The following is an 18,133-nucleotide window of genomic DNA, read 5'->3' as shown; positions in this document are numbered from 1 at the left end:
GTATTAATGTAATATAGGAATATAGCTGTAAAAAATAAAGTTATCAAAATAGATGATAAAAAATCTAACCAATAAAGGTCTTATTCGATGAATAAATCAATGGTGTTACCTATTGCACTTTCTTTGCTAACATTTACCCTTGCTGGCTGCGGTGGGGAGGATGATGGTATTTATGGTTCGGGTAATAATAAGATTACGCTGACCAGCTTTGACAATAGCTATGATAAGCAAGCGAAAGATAGTGCCATTGCACGCATCGATGAGACCTACCGTACTGGTGAGCGTGAAATCAAGATAAAAAATATCGTTAATAATTATAGTAATCAAGGTTTGAATACTTTGGACAGAACGGTATTATCAGACAACTTCGAAGGGCGACTGGAAAACAAAAACATTGAAGTTGATAACCGCACGGTCAAACGTCCCATCTATGAAAAAAACAGTAATAACAAGCTAGACTACGAAACCAATTATAAGACGCTTAACTTATCAGGCTTGCAGGCAAACAGTTATAGCGCTGGTACAAACATAAATAACAGTCGCGGTATTCTCACGGACTTGAATAATTATCCTAAGATTCCGGCTAATGCAGAGTTTCCGATAGGCTCTGTTTGCTATCTTCCAGTAGTCGAGAGCGAACGCTCGTTTTTAGCCTTTAACGACAAAAACAAGACGGGATATACATCGATCGATAAGTGGATTGATGCGGCTGAAAACCGTTTTAGCGATGATAGAGGCTACAGAACCTCTGAGTTTGGTGTAGGCATAGGCAATAAGCAAAAAGCGGCACAAGTGACGTTCTTAGAATACCGGAATCAGCCTGCTTATCAGTACAATGGTGTCGAATATAACGATGGCACGAATGATAAAAATGCTATTTATGAAGCAAATTATGTTGCCAAAGGTGTGATAAATCCGAATACCAACAGTCTTCGCGGTGTGGTGGATTGTACGATAGTCAATGAAGTCGCAGGAGATTTCTTGGCCGCACAAATCAAACGCTACTATTAATCTTAAAAACTCATCATGTTAAAAAATTGACCAACACTCTCTATTTGACTATCTAGGGAGTGTTTTTTTATGCGCTAATTCTGCACCTTGACGCTAAATCCGCTACAATACGCTCATTATTTATTCTATTTAGTTAGATTACTGTCTAAAAGACAGCCTTTTTGAAGTTAAGGTTGAAGCCAAAAATTATGAGCGTAGATCCAAAGAAATTAAACAAAGAAGTGGCTAAACGCCGTACTTTCGCCATTATCTCGCATCCCGATGCAGGTAAGACCACCATGACTGAAAAGTTACTATTATGGGGTCAGGCAATTCAGGTAGTAGGTGAGGTCAAAGGCCGAAAAACAGATCGCCATGCGACATCAGATTGGATGAGTATGGAGCAAGAGCGTGGTATCTCGATCACTACCTCTGTCATGCAGTTTCCTTATCAAGACCATGTGGTCAATCTATTGGATACACCAGGTCACGCCGATTTTAGTGAAGACACCTATCGTACCTTGACCGCTGTCGATAGCGCACTGATGATGGTCGATGGGGCTAAAGGGGTCGAAGAGCGAACCATCAAGCTGATGGAAGTCTGCCGCATGCGCGACACGCCAATCATCTCATTTGTCAACAAGCTGGATCGTCAAATTCGTGAGCCGCTTGAGCTGCTTAGCGAGATTGAGGCAGTGTTAAAAATTAAATGTATTCCAGTGACTTGGCCGATTGGTATGGGACAAGATTTCGTTGGTGTCTATCATCTGACCGAAAATAAGACCTACCTTTATGAAAAAGGTAATGGCGGCAAGATGACAGTCTCTGAGACCCGCGCGGGCTATGATTATCCAGATATCCGTGAGCGTTTGGGTCAATTGATGTTTGATGCCTTCGAAGAGTCACTTGAGCTGGTACAAATGGCGTTAGAAGAATTTAGCGTTGAGGCGTTCTTAGCGGGCGAGATGACGCCAGTATTGTTCGGTACAGCATTGGGCAACTTTGGCGTAAACATGGTACTTGATACCTTGATCAAATATGCACCGCCACCCAAGTCGCATCCAACCAATGAGCGTGAAGTAGCGGCAACAGAGACGGATTTTAGTGGTTTTGTCTTTAAAATTCAGGCCAATATGGACCCACGCCATCGTGATCGCATTGCATTTTTACGCGTGTGTTCAGGCAAGTATGAAAAAGGCATGAAGCTAAAGCATGTACGTTTGGGTAAAGACGTACGTATTGCCGATGCACTGACCTTTTTGGCAGGGGACCGCGAAGCGTTAGAAGAAGCGTATCCGGGTGATATCATCGGTTTGCATAATCACGGCACCATCTCTATCGGTGACAGTTTTACGGAAGGCGAAGAGCTGAACTTTACGGGTATTCCGCATTTCGCGCCTGAATTGTTCCGCCGTGTCATTCTAAAAGATCCGCTCAAATCAAAAGCCTTGCAAAAAGGGCTACAGCAGCTAAGCGAAGAGGGCGCGACACAGGTCTTTATGCCGCAGATTAACAACGATTTAATCTTGGGCGCGGTTGGTGTACTACAGTTTGAAGTGGTCGCGCATCGCCTCAAAGAAGAGTACAAAGTACAGTGTATCTTTGAGCCAGTATCGATTGCCACCGTACGCTGGATTCATTGTGATGATGAAGTGGCATTGGCGAAATTCAAACGCAAAGCCCATGACCAGCTGTCGCTAGATGGCGGTGGTTATTTAACGTATCTTGCCCCATCACGGGTCAACTTGCAGCTTATGCAAGATCGCTATCCAGAAGTCACTTTTAGCAATACTCGTGAGCACTAAAATTCATCATTTTACGAGTTAGTTTATCTTTTAAGACACGCCAGCCGTGTCTTTTTTATTAGCTTAGATTTAGGCATGAAACGAGAGAGGGTAGGTAGCTATTCGTTAGCAGGAGACAGCAAAACCCTAAAAACACAAACAGTGTTCCTACAATACATCGTCATTGTTACGGTAGAATATCAAGTAACATCTTATGTTTATAAAAGAGGATATATGAACGCTGCGAATCAAATTGATATCAATCAGCCAACAATGAATCCGCATTTATCGATGACAGCAAGTCGTAGTCATATGCTGAGACTGCTTGCCGGCAGTTTACTGCTAGGTAGCATCGCGATGCCTGCCAATGCAGGTAATCTCATCAGTAGCACGGATTATCTAGAATATGAGCTGCCTAAAAAAGTGCAAGCACAGTGTGTTGAGCGCGATAACTGTCCAGAGATTGACATCAAATATCTGAAGACCAATCACGGTTGGATCAATGATATCGCCAATGCGCGTATTAATAATTTAGTCGTCAATAGTAAACCGACTGAATCTGCGCCTATCAAAACGAACGTCAATCAGACAATGGTGAAAGCCGCCATTGATGATTTTGCCAGCTCACAGTTTATAGATATGCCAGAGGGCAGTTCATGGGCTTATAGCCTAATGGTAACGCCTGAGTATTTGGGTCATGTCAGTGATTTTGAACTGTTTGAAATCAATACTTATGTCTTTACTGGTGGCGCTCATGGCATGCCTTATAGCGAATACTTAATATTTGACCTTAATACCAAAAAACAAATCACGCTTAAGGATATACTTCAATCAGGCAAGGAATCACGTTTTAAAGCGCTTGCTTATGATGCTTATAAAACTTGGGTGAAAACGGTTGACGACGATGTCAGTAGTTATGAGAAAAACTGGCCATTTACCTTAAGTGACAATGTGACACTGACGGATAAAGGCATCGATATCCGTTATCAGCATTATTCTATCGGCCCATATGCTTATGGTATGCCAGTACTTAGTATCCCGTACAGTAAGCTCGACGGTGTCATAAAGCCGCACTTTATACCTAAATAGTTCAGATAGTCATTGCATAACTTATTACGGTTTATATTAAAAAAATCGTAAAATCTCTTAAAAAATTGGCAATGATTTATCTAAAACCATTTGAAATTTAATAAAAGAATAAGGAGTTACCGCATGACGAACAATACAGATAGTATGAAGGCGACAGTCGACACAGAGACTTGGCAACTTAATGCCTTAACAGAAGCGCTTGGTGACCTAACGTTAACGGTCAATGACAGCCTGTCTGTTGGTCGTGGCAGCGACAATGACGTGGTACTTGGTAGCAAGCAAGTATCGCGTAATCATGCGGTGTTAAGCATCTTAGATGGTCGATTGTATGTCAAAGATTTAGACTCATCGAACGGTACATTTATCAACGAGCAGCGTATCGAAGGTAATACATCGAGCCTTTTACAGGTAAATGATACCATTGGATTTGCCAGTTTCAGCTTTCAGGTAAACGCGCCACTTGCTGCCACAGATACTGATGTATTAGCGCCCGTAGCAGTACAGGATTCAGTGGCTAAGACTGAGACAGTGGTTGCTGAAACGACTGCCGAAACACAGGCTGTCGAAGACTCGACGGTGAGTGAACCTGTTATTCATGAATCAGTAGTAAAAGAGCCGATTGTTAAGCAAACGGGCGTCGAAGATATTCTGCCTGTGACAGCTGATGTGAAGACAGTACCTGTTGATACAGCCTCGGATAGAGTAGCAGACTCAGTAGCGGTAGCTGAGACCAGTGTTAATGAAACAGTTGAACCAGTCTTACAGGAGCCGATTCAGGAGCCGATTGTGAAACAAACGGGCATCGATGAAGTCCTAACGGCTATAGATAATACCGTGTCTAACACAACTGAAGCGGCACCAGTCCCCGCTGCAACTGTAATAGATGCACAACCTGCTGTAAGTCAGCCAGAAGCCGTCACAGCGACAGAGGCGGCACCGACAGCACCTGCTCATGATACGTCATTAGTAGAGCAGTCAGCTGTACATGAAAAGCCAGCAGTTGAATCAGAGCATGACAAAACGACTAAAACTGCTCTACAAGAAGAAGCAGATCCCGACATTCTACGAGCTAAGCAGGCGGCAACCGCACAATTTTCTGGCACTGCCAATCTAGGTCAATCTCGTGATGTTGGGACAGAAGGTAATAATGCGATGGATCAGACTATCAGCAATCCAGCCAATGCAGGACAGGCAGAGAAAAAACCAAGCGGTGGTTGGTTTATTTGGGTGTTTATTGCCATCATCATTATTGCGTTAGCATTGTGGTTATTTAACATGGGCGGTGCGTAACTAAGTACTGACCAGTGCGTTTGAGATGCTCTAATCCAAGCGGCTTTGGTATAATTATTAGCCCATTGTTAGCTACTATCGGCTAATAGTCTAGCAACCCTTACGAATATGCCACTTTGATAGCGTCAACATTCAATAGAGTGTTGACGCTATATTTTATTTAACAGTCTGCTGTTTTATCTTTTGCCAATATTTTGTTAAGAGAGCATTATTATGATGAACTTTGAAGAATATCAAGCTTTTAAAGACCGTGGCTTTAGTCATGCTCCACTGATAAAAAAACGTCTAATGGATGCACAGACACCAGTATCTGTATTTTCTAAAGTACGTGATTTAAACGGCTCTGCATATTTATTTGAGTCTGTCGTAGGCGGGGAGCGTTGGGCTCGATATTCGATGATTGGTTTAGGTAGTGATCTCATTTTGCAGTATGCCGATGGTAATATGACCGTCAAAAAAAATGACCACACCGATGTCGATGCAGTCGCTGAGCCGTTTGACTATATCCGTCAGCTAATGGCGCAATATAAGATGCCAACAGTCGAGGATATTGCAACGCTACCGAGCTTTAGCGGCGGCTTAGTAGGTTACTTTGGCTATGACATGGTGAGGGTTATCGAGCCAAGCGTGGGTTTGTCAGACGCCCCCAATCCGATGACAATGCCGGATATGTGGCTGATGCTGTCAATGAGCGTGATTGTTTTTGACAGTTTAGAAAATACGTTATCTATCATCGTCTATGCTGATTGTCACACTGAAGATGGCTATAGCAATGCCATCCGCGAGCTAGAAAAAATTGAAGAAAAACTGGCAGAAATGCCAAATCTGAGCGCACCCGTAATGCCGACGCCGACATTTACCTCACAAACAGGCGCGCAGAAATATTGTCATGATGTCAATAAAATAAAGGATTACATTTTAGCAGGCGATGTCATGCAAGTCGTTCCTGCGCAGCGTTTGACGGCGGATTATACTGGCGACTCATTAGCAGTTTATCGTGCCCTACGATTCTTAAATCCATCGCCTTATCTGTTTCTGGTGCATGGTTATACCCTCGATGATCACAAGCGTTTCGACATTATTGGAGCATCCCCTGAGATATTATCACGTATCGAAAATGGCAAAGTGACGGTACGACCATTGGCGGGTACTCGTAAACGCGGACAAAATGAAGCGGAAGATTTAGCGCTTGAAGAAGAGCTGCTGAGTGATAAAAAAGAGATCGCCGAGCACTTGATGCTTATCGAATTGGGTCGTAATGATATTGGCCGCGTTTGTGAATATGGCAGTGTCAAAGTCACCGAAAAGATGTTTGTCGAGCGTTATTCGCAAGTGATGCACATTGCTTCTAATGTTGAAGGGACGATATTGCCCAATAAGGATGCGTTGGATGTTTTTTGTGCGACGTTCCCCGCTGGTACGCTATCAGGTGCGCCCAAAATACGCGCCATGCAAATCATTGACGAGATAGAGCCAGTCCGCCGAACGGTATTTGGTGGCGCAGTGGGTTATCTAGGCTGGCATGGCAACATGGATACCGCCATTGCTATTCGTACTGCTGTGATGCGCCGTGGTAAAATTCATATCCAAGCGGGCGCTGGGGTGGTCGCTGATTCTATTCCAGAAGCAGAGTGGGAAGAGACCAACAAAAAAGCATTGGCGTTGGTCAAAGCGGTAAAAATGGCGTGTAATGGTTTACGGATTCGCTAGGGACTCCAGTCATAAAAACACAGTACGCGGTTATTGTGGAAAAACAGCCTATTTTTTATTTAAAAAAACATCATTACAATCAATCAGTTATATTTTTTTATTGAAATAATCATAAAAAAGGCAAAAAAGGGCTTGCGTCTTTCAAAAAATTTGATAGAATAGCCACCACTTTAAGAGAACAAGCCGACTTAGCTCAGTTGGTAGAGCAACTGACTTGTAATCAGTAGGTCGCCAGTTCGATCCCGGCAGTCGGCACCATCTCTCTTAAAGTAGCTTTTTATGAATTTGTCTTAAACTAAAGCCATTTTTGTTTAAAGCAACCTAAGGTGGGATTGGGGAGCGGTCAAACCCAACAGACTGTAAATCTGTCGCGAAAGCTTCGAAGGTTCGAATCCTTCTCCCACCACCATATTTTTTTAAGTTTGTCATAGCGCCAAGCATACTCTTTATACTTAATGACTCTCGATTAGAGTCCTCTTGAATAAGAGTAATTGCGGGTGTGGTATAATGGTAACACCTTAGCCTTCCAAGCTAATGACGCGGGTTCGATTCCCGCCACCCGCTCCATATATACAACATCGCAAAGATTATCAATAAATCATCACGACAGTCAGTTTTAGTATTGCTGTATCGTGATATTTTTTTTAGTAAATCCATAAGTTGTTTTTTGTGGTTATTAAAAACATGCTCATATAGCTCAGCGGTAGAGCACTCCCTTGGTAAGGGAGAGGTCTTGAGTTCAATTCTCAATATGAGCTCCATTTATTGTTTAAACCTCTTGTGTTTGCTTTGCCATCTTTAAACAGTTCGTGTCGATATCGAAATTACAAAATATTGAAAATTATAAATTACAGTGTAGCAAATAATATTTAAGGGTGACACTGAGGTGTTGCCTTTTAGTGCTGTCAATTTATTAAGTTATCAATACATGAGTAATTGTATAAAAATATTTAAGATAAAAGCATCTAGGTTTGACAGGCTCCAATATTATTAATGATTTACACTAAGATAAAGTAGTGCAACAGCGATAATGTATAATATCTTGCAATGTTCACTAGATTAAAAAATACGTATAATGCTTAAACTTATGTGTGCAGCATTGAAATGCATGATCTGAGCACATATATACAGTCGTAAAGTGATCAAACAGTTTTAGTAGATAAGCCATAGCGTCAACGGTTTGATGGTTTTGTATGCATCATGAGCCGTCAAACAGCTATTCACCGATCTTTGATTGATAAAGATTCACCAAAAAAAGAGGAAATACCCATGGCAAAGGCCAAGTTTGAACGCGTAAAGCCACACGTCAACGTCGGTACAATCGGACACGTTGACCACGGTAAAACAACCCTAACAGCTGCCATCGCAACGGTAGCAGCAATCACCTCTGGTGGCGAAGCCAAAGACTACGCGTCTATTGACTCAGCACCAGAAGAAAAAGCACGTGGCATCACCATCAACACCTCACACGTAGAATATGACACCCCAGCACGTCACTACGCTCACGTCGATTGCCCAGGTCACGCCGATTATGTTAAAAACATGATCACTGGTGCCGCTCAAATGGACGGCGCAATCCTAGTCGTATCAGCAACTGACGGCCCAATGCCACAAACCCGTGAGCACATCTTGCTTTCACGTCAGGTTGGCGTACCGTACATCATCGTATTCATGAACAAATGTGATGTTGTTGATGACGAAGAATTGCTAGAACTCGTAGAAATGGAAGTTCGTGAACTTCTTAATGACTACGACTTCCCAGGTGATGATACCCCAATCATCCATGGTTCAGCGACTGAAGCCCTAAAAGGCTCACAAGAAAAATATGGCCAACCAGCGGTTGTAGAACTTCTTAACGTTCTTGACACCTACATCCCAGAGCCAGAGCGTGACGTTGACAAAGCATTCCTAATGCCAATCGAAGACGTATTCTCAATCTCAGGTCGTGGTACTGTTGTAACAGGTCGTGTTGAATCTGGTATCGTACGCGTAGGCGACGAAATTGAAATCGTCGGTATCCGTGACACTCAAAAAACCACCTGTACTGGTGTAGAGATGTTCCGTAAACTGCTTGACGAAGGTCGTGCAGGCGAAAACTGTGGCGTACTACTACGTGGTACTAAACGTGAAGACGTACAACGTGGCCAAGTACTAGCTAAGCCGGGTTCAATCACTCCTCACACCAAGTTTGACGCTGAAGTTTATGTATTGTCAAAAGAAGAGGGTGGTCGTCACACACCATTCCTAAACGGCTATCGCCCACAGTTCTACTTCCGTACGACTGACGTAACTGGCGCAATCCAATTACAAGACGGTACTGAAATGGTCATGCCTGGTGATAACGTTGAGATGGGCGTAGAGCTTATCCACCCAATCGCTATGGACAAAGGTCTTCGCTTCGCTATTCGTGAAGGCGGCCGTACTGTAGGCGCTGGTGTTGTTGCTAACGTACTAAACTAATCTATTAGTCTCAGTAATGAGCTTGTAAGTTAGTTATGAAAAAGCCATCCTTGTTTAAGGGTGGCTTTTTTTTGGCTATAAAAACGTAATAGCATAATCAATATTGTAATGATAAATATTTGAAATACAGTAAGTGCTATTGTATTTGAGTTTGTATAAATAATAATAAGAGGATACATAATGTTGATGATAAAGATTTTATCAACCCATAGTGCAGATTTTGAGCAAGTGCTGCAAGCAGTAGCGGATATTGAAGCCATCGTTCAGCTGCAAGATGCTTGGGGTTTTCAGACATTAGTGGAATCACTCAAACAAGATAGCATGCATATGCTGATCGTTTATGAGCAAAAAGACAGTATTGCTGGTAATACTGTGACAGGCTATTGCCTATATCAAGTGATTTTTGAACAAGCGGAGATTTTACGTATTGGCACGCATCCTGATTATCAACGTCAAGGTATTGCCTCACAAATTTTTGCCAGACTGAATACAGAGTTAAAGACCAGTCAGGTAGAGAGCCTTTTATTAGAGGTGCGCGCAGATAATGCGCCTGCGATAGCCTTATATGAACAGCAAGAATTTGCTCTAATTCATAAGCGTAAAGGGTATTACCAAACTCCCCATCAACCAGCTATTGATGCATTGATTATGCAGCGCCTGTACGTCCGAGAATAATGAATGGCATCGAATAGAACCAAATAAACCCGCAGAGTAGTAGATGGGTCGGCACTTTTATCATTATTGAGTGGGTATTTTCTTTTTACAGATTTCAATATTGAGTTTATAGTCATTATCTACTTTCATACGCTCAAGAACGTCGATGCGTTCGCTTAATAGCTCTACCATGAGGCTGATATTGGCTTGCTGTTTTTGTATTTGCGCCAATTTTTGCTGAGTAAGCATCAGTTGTAAATCAACATCCAATTGACCATCGTAATAATCATTCAAGCTGTCTCTGATTTCAGTAAGTGTAAAGCCAATCGCTTGCGCACTTTTGATTAGCTCAATACGTTCAATACATTCTGGATGAAACTCGGTATATAAACGCGAGCCTGCCTGACGCTTACGAGATTTTAGCAAGCCCAGTTGGTCATAATGACGAACAGTGTCTTTGGTTGTTTGAGCTTTTGTAGCCAGTGTTCCAATCAGTAAGAACGATGTGTCGGGTGCCATGATAACCTCGTCGGTAGGTAGCAGTTGATAAGGTACGAGTTAATAAAGTAGCGATTAACAAACAGGCATAAGCCATCAATCACTTCGTCATCGTATTTATTTTAAGATAAGCTGCCAAGGTTCTATGGTATCAAGTAACGATACGGCGAGTGGTTTATGAGAGTTATTTTGCCATTTGACAGTGCTATTAGCCGTTAAGAGATCCAATTGAGTCAAAAAGTCAGCACGCGGTAGCGTGGTTGCACCCAAGCTCATCAAATGCTCATTTGGTAGCTGACAGTCAACTAGCGCCACATGGCTTTGTTCACATAAGCGCATTAGACCCCAAAATGCGAACTTTGAGGCGTTAGAGGTGATATGAAACATCGATTCGCCAAAGTAAATGCTACCTATTTTTAGACCATAAAGCCCGCCAATGAGTTGCCCTTTATCATTCCAAACTTCAATGCTATGCGCAAATCCTTGTGCATGCAGTTCGGTATAAGCCTCAATCATTTCATCATGAATCCAAGTATGTTCGCCCTCGGGCTGTTCATTATTGAGGCGATCACTGCGCGGTAAACTACAGGCATGAATAACGTCATCAAAAGCTTGATTCAGGGTTAATTGCCAACGCTCGCGGATGGCTTGCTTACGCAGCGACTTGCTTGGCTTATAATTGGTTGGCACCATCACACAGCGCGGTTCAGGGCACCACCATGCAATTGGTTCATCTTCATTAAACCAAGGAAACAGACCCTGCGCGTAAGCAGAAATCAGTGTTTCGGGTGCCAAATCTCCTCCGACAGCGACGATGCCAATGCCGTCAGGATCAACCATCAAAGGGTCAGGAAAGTCATAACGCCCAAAACTTTTTAAGGTCTCAGGCGTGATGTGCTCATTGTTGTATTGAGAGAAATTACCCATTTAGGCTTCTTTATCAGCAGTCAATGTTGACGCATAAGTATGGTCAGCGGCTGTAGCTTCGCCAATCGCATCCAAGTATTTTTCAGCATCTAGCGCGGCCATACAGCCCGTACCAGCAGAAGTGATAGCTTGACGATAGACATGGTCTGCGACATCACCTGCGGCAAATACACCTTCGATGCTGGTTTGTGTGGCATTGCCGTCTAAGCCGCTTTTGACAATAAGATAGCCGTCTTTCATATCCAGCTGACCTTTAAATAAGTCTGTATTCGGCTTATGACCAATCGCGACAAACATGCCAAACACGTCTAACTGTTTGGTGCTGCCATCAATCATAGATTCGATGATAACGCCATTGACGCCCATGTCATCGCCGACGACTTCTTTGACTTTATGATTCCACTCGATTTTAATATTACCGTTTTTGACCTTTTCAAACAGTTTATCTTGGAGGATTTTTTCAGAACGTAAGCTATCACGGCGATGTACCAAGGTCACTTCAGCGGCAATGTTAGATAAATACAGGGCTTCTTCAACGGCAGTATTACCACCACCGATGACAGCAACTTTTTGATCTTTATAAAAGAAACCATCACAAGTTGCACACGCTGATACGCCTAGGCCACGGAATTTGGTTTCTGACTCCAACCCCAAATACTGTGCTGACGCGCCAGTCGAGATAATAAGCGCATCACAAGTGTAGCTACCATTATTGCCTGTCAGCTCAAAAGGGCGCACGTTTAAATTGACTTCATTGACATGGTCATAAACCAGTTCAGTACCAAAGCGCTCGGCATGGGCTTTCATACGATCCATCAATGCAGGACCTGTTAAGTCATGCGCATCGCCCGGCCAGTTATCGACTTCAGTGGTGGTAGTTAACTGTCCACCTACTTCCATGCCCGTGACCATGACAGGTTTCAGGTTGGCACGTGCTGCATACACAGCCGCTGCATAACCAGCAGGGCCTGAGCCTAGGATAATGAGTTTTTCGTGACGTGGAGCGGTATTGTCAGTTGCCATGAGTTGTTCCTTGCTAAATATAAATGTTAAAAATACGAGTGAGCAATATAATAAAAAACAGTCTTCAAAATTGATGCTAATGGGATTTTCTAATCGCTGCGTGATAATAACATAAGGGCATTGGACGAAAAGTACAAGTTTGCTAAAACAAACACAGGTATGATTACAATCAAAGTATATTTCTCTTGAAATATTATGGTTAGAAACCGCTGGTATTTTATAGGTCTTATCTAATATGACTGTCCTTGTTCTATTCGTTATATTTTGCGAGTGACATAGGTTTTTGCTTAAACCGTATGATTTTTGCCTAAACCGTATGATTTTTGCCTAAACCGTATAGAGACTGATTTTATTGCACGCTTTCTTTGTAAGACGGTCGCCACTATCCCTATGTATTTGTTATTATAAGAAGTTATGCCAAGTGTGCCAAAGGCAAAAAGAAGGCTGTTATATATCGCTTTTATAATAGACAATGTTTTCTGTACACTTCGCTAAGTGCGTTTGTATCAGCACTTTATATCCAACCCTTTATCAGCGCTTTATGTCAGCATGATTAGGCTTAGTCATGCATTGGCAACCATTTAGTATTAATAACAAGGCAGATCTTACGTGATATCAGCACCGCTTATTGAGTATTTAAAAAAGGGAATATTTACCCTTCTTGGGTTAATACTGGCCGTTTATCTATTTGTCATTTTGATGACATATACCAGTAACGATCCTAGTTGGTCGCATATCAGTAGCGATATGACCACGATTAATAATGTAGGCGGTGAATCGGGTGCTTGGTTATCTGACTTGCTTTATAGCTTCTTTGGTTTTGGTGCATGGTGGCTGCTGGCGTTTGTGGTTTATGAGTCTATCCTTATTTGGTGGGACAACAAGCCAACGTTTTGGCTGATGCGAGTGGTTGCTTATGTATTTTTATTATTAAGTGCCAGCGCTTTGTTTGCACAATTGGTGGCGTTAGTACAGCAATTGACCAATCCAGGAACGCTAGGGCTGGAAAGCGTAGCTGGTGGCATTATTGGGTTTGAATTACAGGCGCGTTTGGCACAGCTTTTATCGCAGTGGGGGAGTGTGATTTTCTTGACGGCATTCGTCATTATTACCGCGACTTTTGCCTTTAATATTCATTGGCTAGCGATTTATGAGAAGGTTAAGGCGCTATCGTGGCTTGGCTCAGGGGTGAAGCGTCAGGGTAGGAAGCACGATGGCGTATCAACCACGCTAGAAAATATTAATGCCAAGCAAAATGATGAAAACATAGTCAAAAATAATGTGAAAAAAGACACAGCCGATCACGAGCAGTTACCACTTGAGTTGCAAGTTGCTGGCAATGCTCAAGCCGTAGACAACAGTGGTCGGTTCAGCAATGTGTTGTCAGAGTTCTTGGCAACGTCAGGGTTGGCTGAGAGCGTTAAAGCTTCTGTAGTTGCCGCAACACAAGCGGCGATGCCTAATTCAGCTGCTAAATCTAGTCGTGAGAATAGTGAGTCTGTCCCTGTCTCAGTAGAAACACCTAGCAGTACTGTTCAAAATCTAGTAAGTCATACGAATACATCGACGCCGTCAAGTCCTGCCATGACTGGTATCCGTAAAGTCGAGCCAAGCTTTACTTGGAATGACGCCAATACTGTCGATGACTTATTAGCCAGCGAGCAAGTGGCTTATCAAGCTAATAATATGAACACTTCTGATTCAGCTGCTACTACTTCTGTATCTGCTGATAGCAATACTGAGTCGTTAGAGACAGCGGTGCTAGACTCTACAGGGATATCAGCCGTAGAGATGTCCGAAGCTCAATCAACAGAGAACTTGCAGTCAACAGCTCAGCCATCAATAAATGAGCTGGTATACGGTGAGACGGCTGACGAAACGGATAATGAGCCTAAATCGTTCGAGTTAGAGGATAAAGTGGAGGCCGTTGATATACTGGCCGATGCATGGTTGGCAGAGCATGCGGATGTCTCAACATCTACAGCTATGCAGCCTGCAGAAACAGTGCAAGCAGCCAATAGGACTGAGCTGCCCAGACAAGCAGCAGTCACAGCGCCTGCGACAGACTCATCAAATAGCAAAATGAACGACTTTACTGATAAATGGTTTGATGAAGAGCCTGAACTGTCAGAGGATTTCGAGACTTCTTCTGTATCTAACGAAGCGAGTGTCGCCAAAGCAGTAGACGTGGTTGAACCAGTTGCGTCAGTTGCCGATATGACGCCGACCAATACGCCACCGTCTAATCCTAAACTGCCGCCTACGGTAGAAACCCGCGTCACAGCGTCAGGTATTGAACCAATGGTTGCGCCTAAACCAACGGTAAGTTTTGCAGTACCTGAGGGCGATAGTAGCAATCATATCACTGACATGATGCCAGAGGATGATAGCGCTGAGGATGTCAATGCGCCCTTTATGCCAGATATTAGTGATGATGCCGCCTTCAGCCAAAAATCACGCTCGATGCAAACAGCTGCCTATCGCAGTAGCCTAACGCCTATTCCAGAGATTTCTATTTTGGATAAGCCAGACCCTGATCGTAAGCCCAGTTATACCGTCGCCGAGCTTGAGCAATTATCAGAGTTACTAGAGATTAAATTACAAGAGTTTAATGTAAAGGCGAATGTGGTCAACGCCATTCCGGGTCCTGTTGTCACCCGCTTTGAAGTTGAGCTTGCTGCTGGTGTAAAAGCCAGTAAGGTTACCGGTATTTCACGTGATTTGGCTCGCTCGCTATCGATGGCGTCTTTGCGTGTGGTTGAAGTAATTCCGGGTAAGCCGTATATCGGTATCGAGGTACCCAATAAGCAGCGCGAAATGGTACGTTTGATTGAGCTATTGAATACCGAAAAATTCCAAGATCCCAAAGCTCAAATCAGCATGGCGATGGGTAAGGATATCGGTGGTAATGCCATCATTACTGACCTTGCGCGCGCGCCGCATATGTTGGTTGCTGGTACTACAGGTTCGGGTAAATCGGTATTGGTCAACTCGATGCTATTATCGATGCTACTCAAATATACGCCAAATGAGCTGCGTCTCATTTTGATTGATCCAAAGCAGCTTGAGCTTGCCAACTATAATGATATCCCGCATCTATTAACACCAGTTGTCACCGATATGACTGAAGCGGCCAGTGCTTTGTCATGGTGCGTGGCAGAGATGGAACGTCGCTATCAACTGATGAGTTTGCTCAAAGTGCGTAAGCTTAACGAGTTTAATAAAAAGGTCATTGCTGCTGAGAAATCGGGCAATCCAATGCTCGATCCATTATGGAGACCTAATGATAGCGTGAGTATCAGTCAAGCGCCGAAGCTAAAAACCTTACCGATGATTGTCATTGTCGCGGATGAGTTTGCCGATATGATCATGCAGGTTGGTAAGCAAGCCGAAGAGCTTATCACCCGCTTGGCACAAAAATCGCGGGCAGCAGGTATTCATTTAATGCTGGCTACCCAGCGTCCATCGGTCGATGTCATTACTGGTCTGATTAAAGCCAATATTCCTGTACGTGCAGCATTACGAGTGAACTCAAAAGTAGATTCGCGGACGATTCTGGACAGTGGCGGTGCCGAAGACATGCTGGGTAATGGTGATATGCTGTTTTTAGGGCCTGGGCAAATTGAGCCAGATCGTGTGCATGGTGCCTATGTCAGCGATGAAGAGGTCAACCGTGTCTGTGACGCGTGGCGCGAACGCGGTGCGCCTGATTATATTGATAATATGGCAGGCAACTTTGAACTGTCTAGTCCTAGTGGCGGTGGTAGTACGGCTAACGCCTCTGGTGAGGACGATGACCTTTATAACGATGCTGTGGCCTTTATTATGGAGACGCGAAAAGTTTCTGCTTCAAGTATTCAGCGTAAATTTAGCATCGGCTATAACCGTGCCGCACGTATCGTAGATTCCATGGAGGACGCGGGGTTGGTCAGCTCAATGGGCAAAAGCGGTAAGCGTGAGCTATTAATGTAGCGTTTAGACTTTATTAGACAATAAAAAAGACGAGTCACAAAAGTGGTTCGTCTTTTTTATTGAAAAAATATGATAGCGCTCATGTCTGAGTGACCAATCAGTTTTTTATCAATTATCAGCACTCGTTTTTTATACTAAACTGACCTTTGTTGAGTGATAAATATCACTCAATTTTCAGAAATTTTAGGTTCATTACTCAGCAAGGAGGCAGGTTATGTTTAAAGAATATACCCAATATGATGCCATAGCATTGGCGGCATTGGTCAATTCAGGTGAAGTCAGCGCTAAAGAGTTGTTAGATGCTGCCGTCTATCAAGCCAATACACTCAATCCCAAATTAAACGCTATTATCCATCGTTTCGATGACCGTGCTTATCATGCTGCACAGGCGGGATTACCCTCAGGTATATTTAATGGTGTGCCTTATTTGCTCAAAGATTTGTCATTTAGCTTTGCTAATGAGCCAATCACGATGGGCAGTCGTAGTGTTAATATCATCTCTGAGAGCGACAGTGAAATCGTCAAGCGCATGAAAGCCACAGGTGTGAATACTTTTGGCAAAACCAATACGCCAGAATTTGGTTTAATCATTACCACTGAACCAAAAGCCCATGGTGCGACTCATAACCCTTTCAAAAAAGGTTACAGCTCTGGCGGTTCATCGGGCGGTAGTGCCGCGTCAGTGGCGAGCGGTATCGTACCGATGGCGGGTGCGGGTGATGGTGGTGGCTCAATACGCTTCCCTGCTGCTTGGTGCGGCGCGTTTGGACTCAAACCCAGCCGTGGTCGTAACCCGATAGGCCCTAAATTCGGGGAAGGCTGGGAAGGTGCAGTCGCAGATCACGTGATTACCCGCAGCGTACGTGACAGTGCCGCGATGCTCGACGCTACAAATGGCGCAGAGATTGGTGCGCCTTATGTCATCGCGCCACCTGATGGCACATTTTTGCAAGCTGCGATGCGCGCACCAAGGCAATTAACCATTGCCTTGCATCAACAGCCATTGATTGCCAATACTGTGGTGGACAAAGAAGTGTTAGCCGTATTAGAGCAAACGGCTAAGCAGCTAGAAGCCATGGGTCATCGCGTCATACCCGCTGAGCCGAATATCAATATCGAGCAGTTTTGGCATGACTTTATGGTGGTGGTCTGCACCCATACCGCTTTTACCATTGATAATATCGAGCGTGACTTTGGGGTAGAACATATCAAAAACCTAGAGCCGCAAACCTACAATATGGCATTGCTGGGTCGCTCATTATCAGCCGTTGATTTGGCGCATGCTAAGCATGGTTGGCATCACAGTCAGTATCAAACGGGCTTGCTACTCGAAACCTATGACATGATTTTATGTCCGACCGTACCGACACCTGCAGTTAAGCATGGTGTACTGCCACCAAGTCGTATGGATGAAATGCTCATGCGTAGCGCAGGAGTGCTCAATAAGGGCATCGATATGGGTAAGTATGCCTTTAGCTCAGGTATGATCGAAAAGCTTAGTCAGCCTGTACTGGGCAAAATGGCCTTTACACTACTGGGTAATATCACAGGATTGCCAGCGATGTCATTACCGGTAGGAATGAGTAAAAAAGGTTTGCCAATTGGGATGCAGCTGATTGGGCGTATGAATGATGAAGCGACATTATTCAGTGTAGCAGGGGAGATGGAGCGAGCAGGGTTGTTTACCAAGGCAGCCTTTGAGAAGTAAGTTTGCATTCTATCGATTAAGTAATGAT

Annotated in this window: 12 protein-coding genes and 4 tRNA genes; 13 read left to right on the top strand and 3 right to left on the bottom strand. The window is 43.7% G+C overall.

What is annotated here, in order from left to right:
- Positions 1 to 87: 87 nt before the first annotated feature.
- The 11 genes from INT03_RS05175 to rimI all read left to right on the top strand — a co-directional run bounded on the left by INT03_RS05175 (position 88) and on the right by rimI (position 9,998).
- On the top strand, positions 88 to 1,011 hold the full coding sequence (locus tag INT03_RS05175; RefSeq protein ID WP_193007878.1) for a hypothetical protein: 924 nt from the start codon (positions 88 to 90) through the stop codon (positions 1,009 to 1,011).
- Between the two features lie 188 nt (positions 1,012 to 1,199).
- Complete coding sequence (locus tag INT03_RS05170; RefSeq protein WP_045453786.1) at positions 1,200 to 2,795, top strand: peptide chain release factor 3; 1,596 nt, start codon at positions 1,200 to 1,202, stop codon at positions 2,793 to 2,795.
- A gap of 213 nt (positions 2,796 to 3,008) precedes the next feature.
- Complete coding sequence (locus INT03_RS05165) at positions 3,009 to 3,863, top strand: RsiV family protein (RefSeq protein WP_193007877.1); 855 nt, start codon at positions 3,009 to 3,011, stop codon at positions 3,861 to 3,863.
- Between the two features lie 123 nt (positions 3,864 to 3,986).
- Entirely contained in the window at positions 3,987 to 5,153 is a 1,167-nt protein-coding gene (locus INT03_RS05160; protein WP_193007876.1) for an FHA domain-containing protein, read from the top strand.
- 213 nt (positions 5,154 to 5,366) lie between these two features.
- Complete coding sequence (locus INT03_RS05155; protein WP_193007875.1) at positions 5,367 to 6,863, top strand: anthranilate synthase component I family protein; 1,497 nt, start codon at positions 5,367 to 5,369, stop codon at positions 6,861 to 6,863.
- Between the two features lie 182 nt (positions 6,864 to 7,045).
- Positions 7,046 to 7,121: transfer RNA gene (locus INT03_RS05150), tRNA-Thr, on the top strand.
- Positions 7,122 to 7,188: 67 nt separating this feature from the next.
- Positions 7,189 to 7,272 (top strand) — tRNA-Tyr (locus INT03_RS05145).
- 84 nt (positions 7,273 to 7,356) lie between these two features.
- A tRNA-Gly gene (locus tag INT03_RS05140) sits at positions 7,357 to 7,430 on the top strand.
- A gap of 119 nt (positions 7,431 to 7,549) precedes the next feature.
- Positions 7,550 to 7,624, top strand: a tRNA-Thr gene (locus INT03_RS05135).
- Between the two features lie 508 nt (positions 7,625 to 8,132).
- On the top strand, positions 8,133 to 9,323 hold the full coding sequence (gene tuf / locus INT03_RS05130) for an elongation factor Tu (RefSeq protein WP_055124836.1): 1,191 nt from the start codon (positions 8,133 to 8,135) through the stop codon (positions 9,321 to 9,323).
- A gap of 186 nt (positions 9,324 to 9,509) precedes the next feature.
- On the top strand, positions 9,510 to 9,998 hold the full coding sequence (rimI, locus tag INT03_RS05125) for a ribosomal protein S18-alanine N-acetyltransferase (protein WP_226951670.1): 489 nt from the start codon (positions 9,510 to 9,512) through the stop codon (positions 9,996 to 9,998).
- Positions 9,999 to 10,061: 63 nt separating this feature from the next.
- On the opposite strand, the gene INT03_RS05120 is transcribed toward rimI, so the two are convergent.
- From INT03_RS05120 to trxB, 3 genes are all read right to left on the bottom strand, one after another.
- Positions 10,062 to 10,496 carry a MerR family transcriptional regulator gene (locus INT03_RS05120; RefSeq protein ID WP_045447676.1) on the bottom strand — a complete coding sequence of 145 codons (435 nt, stop codon included), beginning with the start codon at positions 10,494 to 10,496 and terminating at the stop codon, positions 10,062 to 10,064.
- A 96-nt stretch (positions 10,497 to 10,592) separates the two neighbouring features.
- Positions 10,593 to 11,402 carry a leucyl/phenylalanyl-tRNA--protein transferase gene (gene aat, locus INT03_RS05115; protein ID WP_193007873.1) on the bottom strand — a complete coding sequence of 270 codons (810 nt, stop codon included), beginning with the start codon at positions 11,400 to 11,402 and terminating at the stop codon, positions 10,593 to 10,595.
- On the bottom strand, positions 11,403 to 12,425 hold the full coding sequence (trxB, locus tag INT03_RS05110) for a thioredoxin-disulfide reductase (RefSeq protein ID WP_193007872.1): 1,023 nt from the start codon (positions 12,423 to 12,425) through the stop codon (positions 11,403 to 11,405).
- Positions 12,426 to 13,034: 609 nt separating this feature from the next.
- Here trxB and INT03_RS05105 point away from each other — a divergent pair.
- Positions 13,035 to 16,397 carry a DNA translocase FtsK 4TM domain-containing protein gene (locus tag INT03_RS05105; RefSeq protein ID WP_193007871.1) on the top strand — a complete coding sequence of 1,121 codons (3,363 nt, stop codon included), beginning with the start codon at positions 13,035 to 13,037 and terminating at the stop codon, positions 16,395 to 16,397.
- Positions 16,398 to 16,611: 214 nt separating this feature from the next.
- Complete coding sequence (locus tag INT03_RS05100) at positions 16,612 to 18,105, top strand: amidase (protein ID WP_193007870.1); 1,494 nt, start codon at positions 16,612 to 16,614, stop codon at positions 18,103 to 18,105.
- Positions 18,106 to 18,133 lie beyond the last annotated feature (28 nt).

Source organism: Psychrobacter sp. PG1 (genome assembly GCF_014897815.1).
Lineage (GTDB): Bacteria > Pseudomonadota > Gammaproteobacteria > Pseudomonadales > Moraxellaceae > Psychrobacter.
The sequence above is the reverse complement of the archived record's forward strand: the minus strand, read 5'-3'. Positions and strand labels throughout refer to the sequence as shown.

Excerpts from the sequence above, each read along its gene's own strand:
- INT03_RS05175 (WP_193007878.1), top strand. The coding sequence starts at position 88 with ATGAATAAATCAATGGTGTTACCTATTGCACTTTCTTTGCTAACATTT.
- INT03_RS05170 (WP_045453786.1), top strand. The coding sequence starts at position 1,200 with ATGAGCGTAGATCCAAAGAAATTAAACAAAGAAGTGGCTAAACGCCGT.
- INT03_RS05165 (WP_193007877.1), top strand. The coding sequence starts at position 3,009 with ATGAACGCTGCGAATCAAATTGATATCAATCAGCCAACAATGAATCCG.
- INT03_RS05160 (WP_193007876.1), top strand. The coding sequence starts at position 3,987 with ATGACGAACAATACAGATAGTATGAAGGCGACAGTCGACACAGAGACT.
- INT03_RS05155 (WP_193007875.1), top strand. The coding sequence starts at position 5,367 with ATGATGAACTTTGAAGAATATCAAGCTTTTAAAGACCGTGGCTTTAGT.
- tuf (WP_055124836.1), top strand. The coding sequence starts at position 8,133 with ATGGCAAAGGCCAAGTTTGAACGCGTAAAGCCACACGTCAACGTCGGT.
- rimI (WP_226951670.1), top strand. The coding sequence starts at position 9,510 with ATGATAAAGATTTTATCAACCCATAGTGCAGATTTTGAGCAAGTGCTG.
- INT03_RS05120 (WP_045447676.1), bottom strand. The coding sequence starts at position 10,496 with ATGGCACCCGACACATCGTTCTTACTGATTGGAACACTGGCTACAAAA.
- aat (WP_193007873.1), bottom strand. The coding sequence starts at position 11,402 with ATGGGTAATTTCTCTCAATACAACAATGAGCACATCACGCCTGAGACC.
- trxB (WP_193007872.1), bottom strand. The coding sequence starts at position 12,425 with ATGGCAACTGACAATACCGCTCCACGTCACGAAAAACTCATTATCCTA.
- INT03_RS05100 (WP_193007870.1), top strand. The coding sequence starts at position 16,612 with ATGTTTAAAGAATATACCCAATATGATGCCATAGCATTGGCGGCATTG.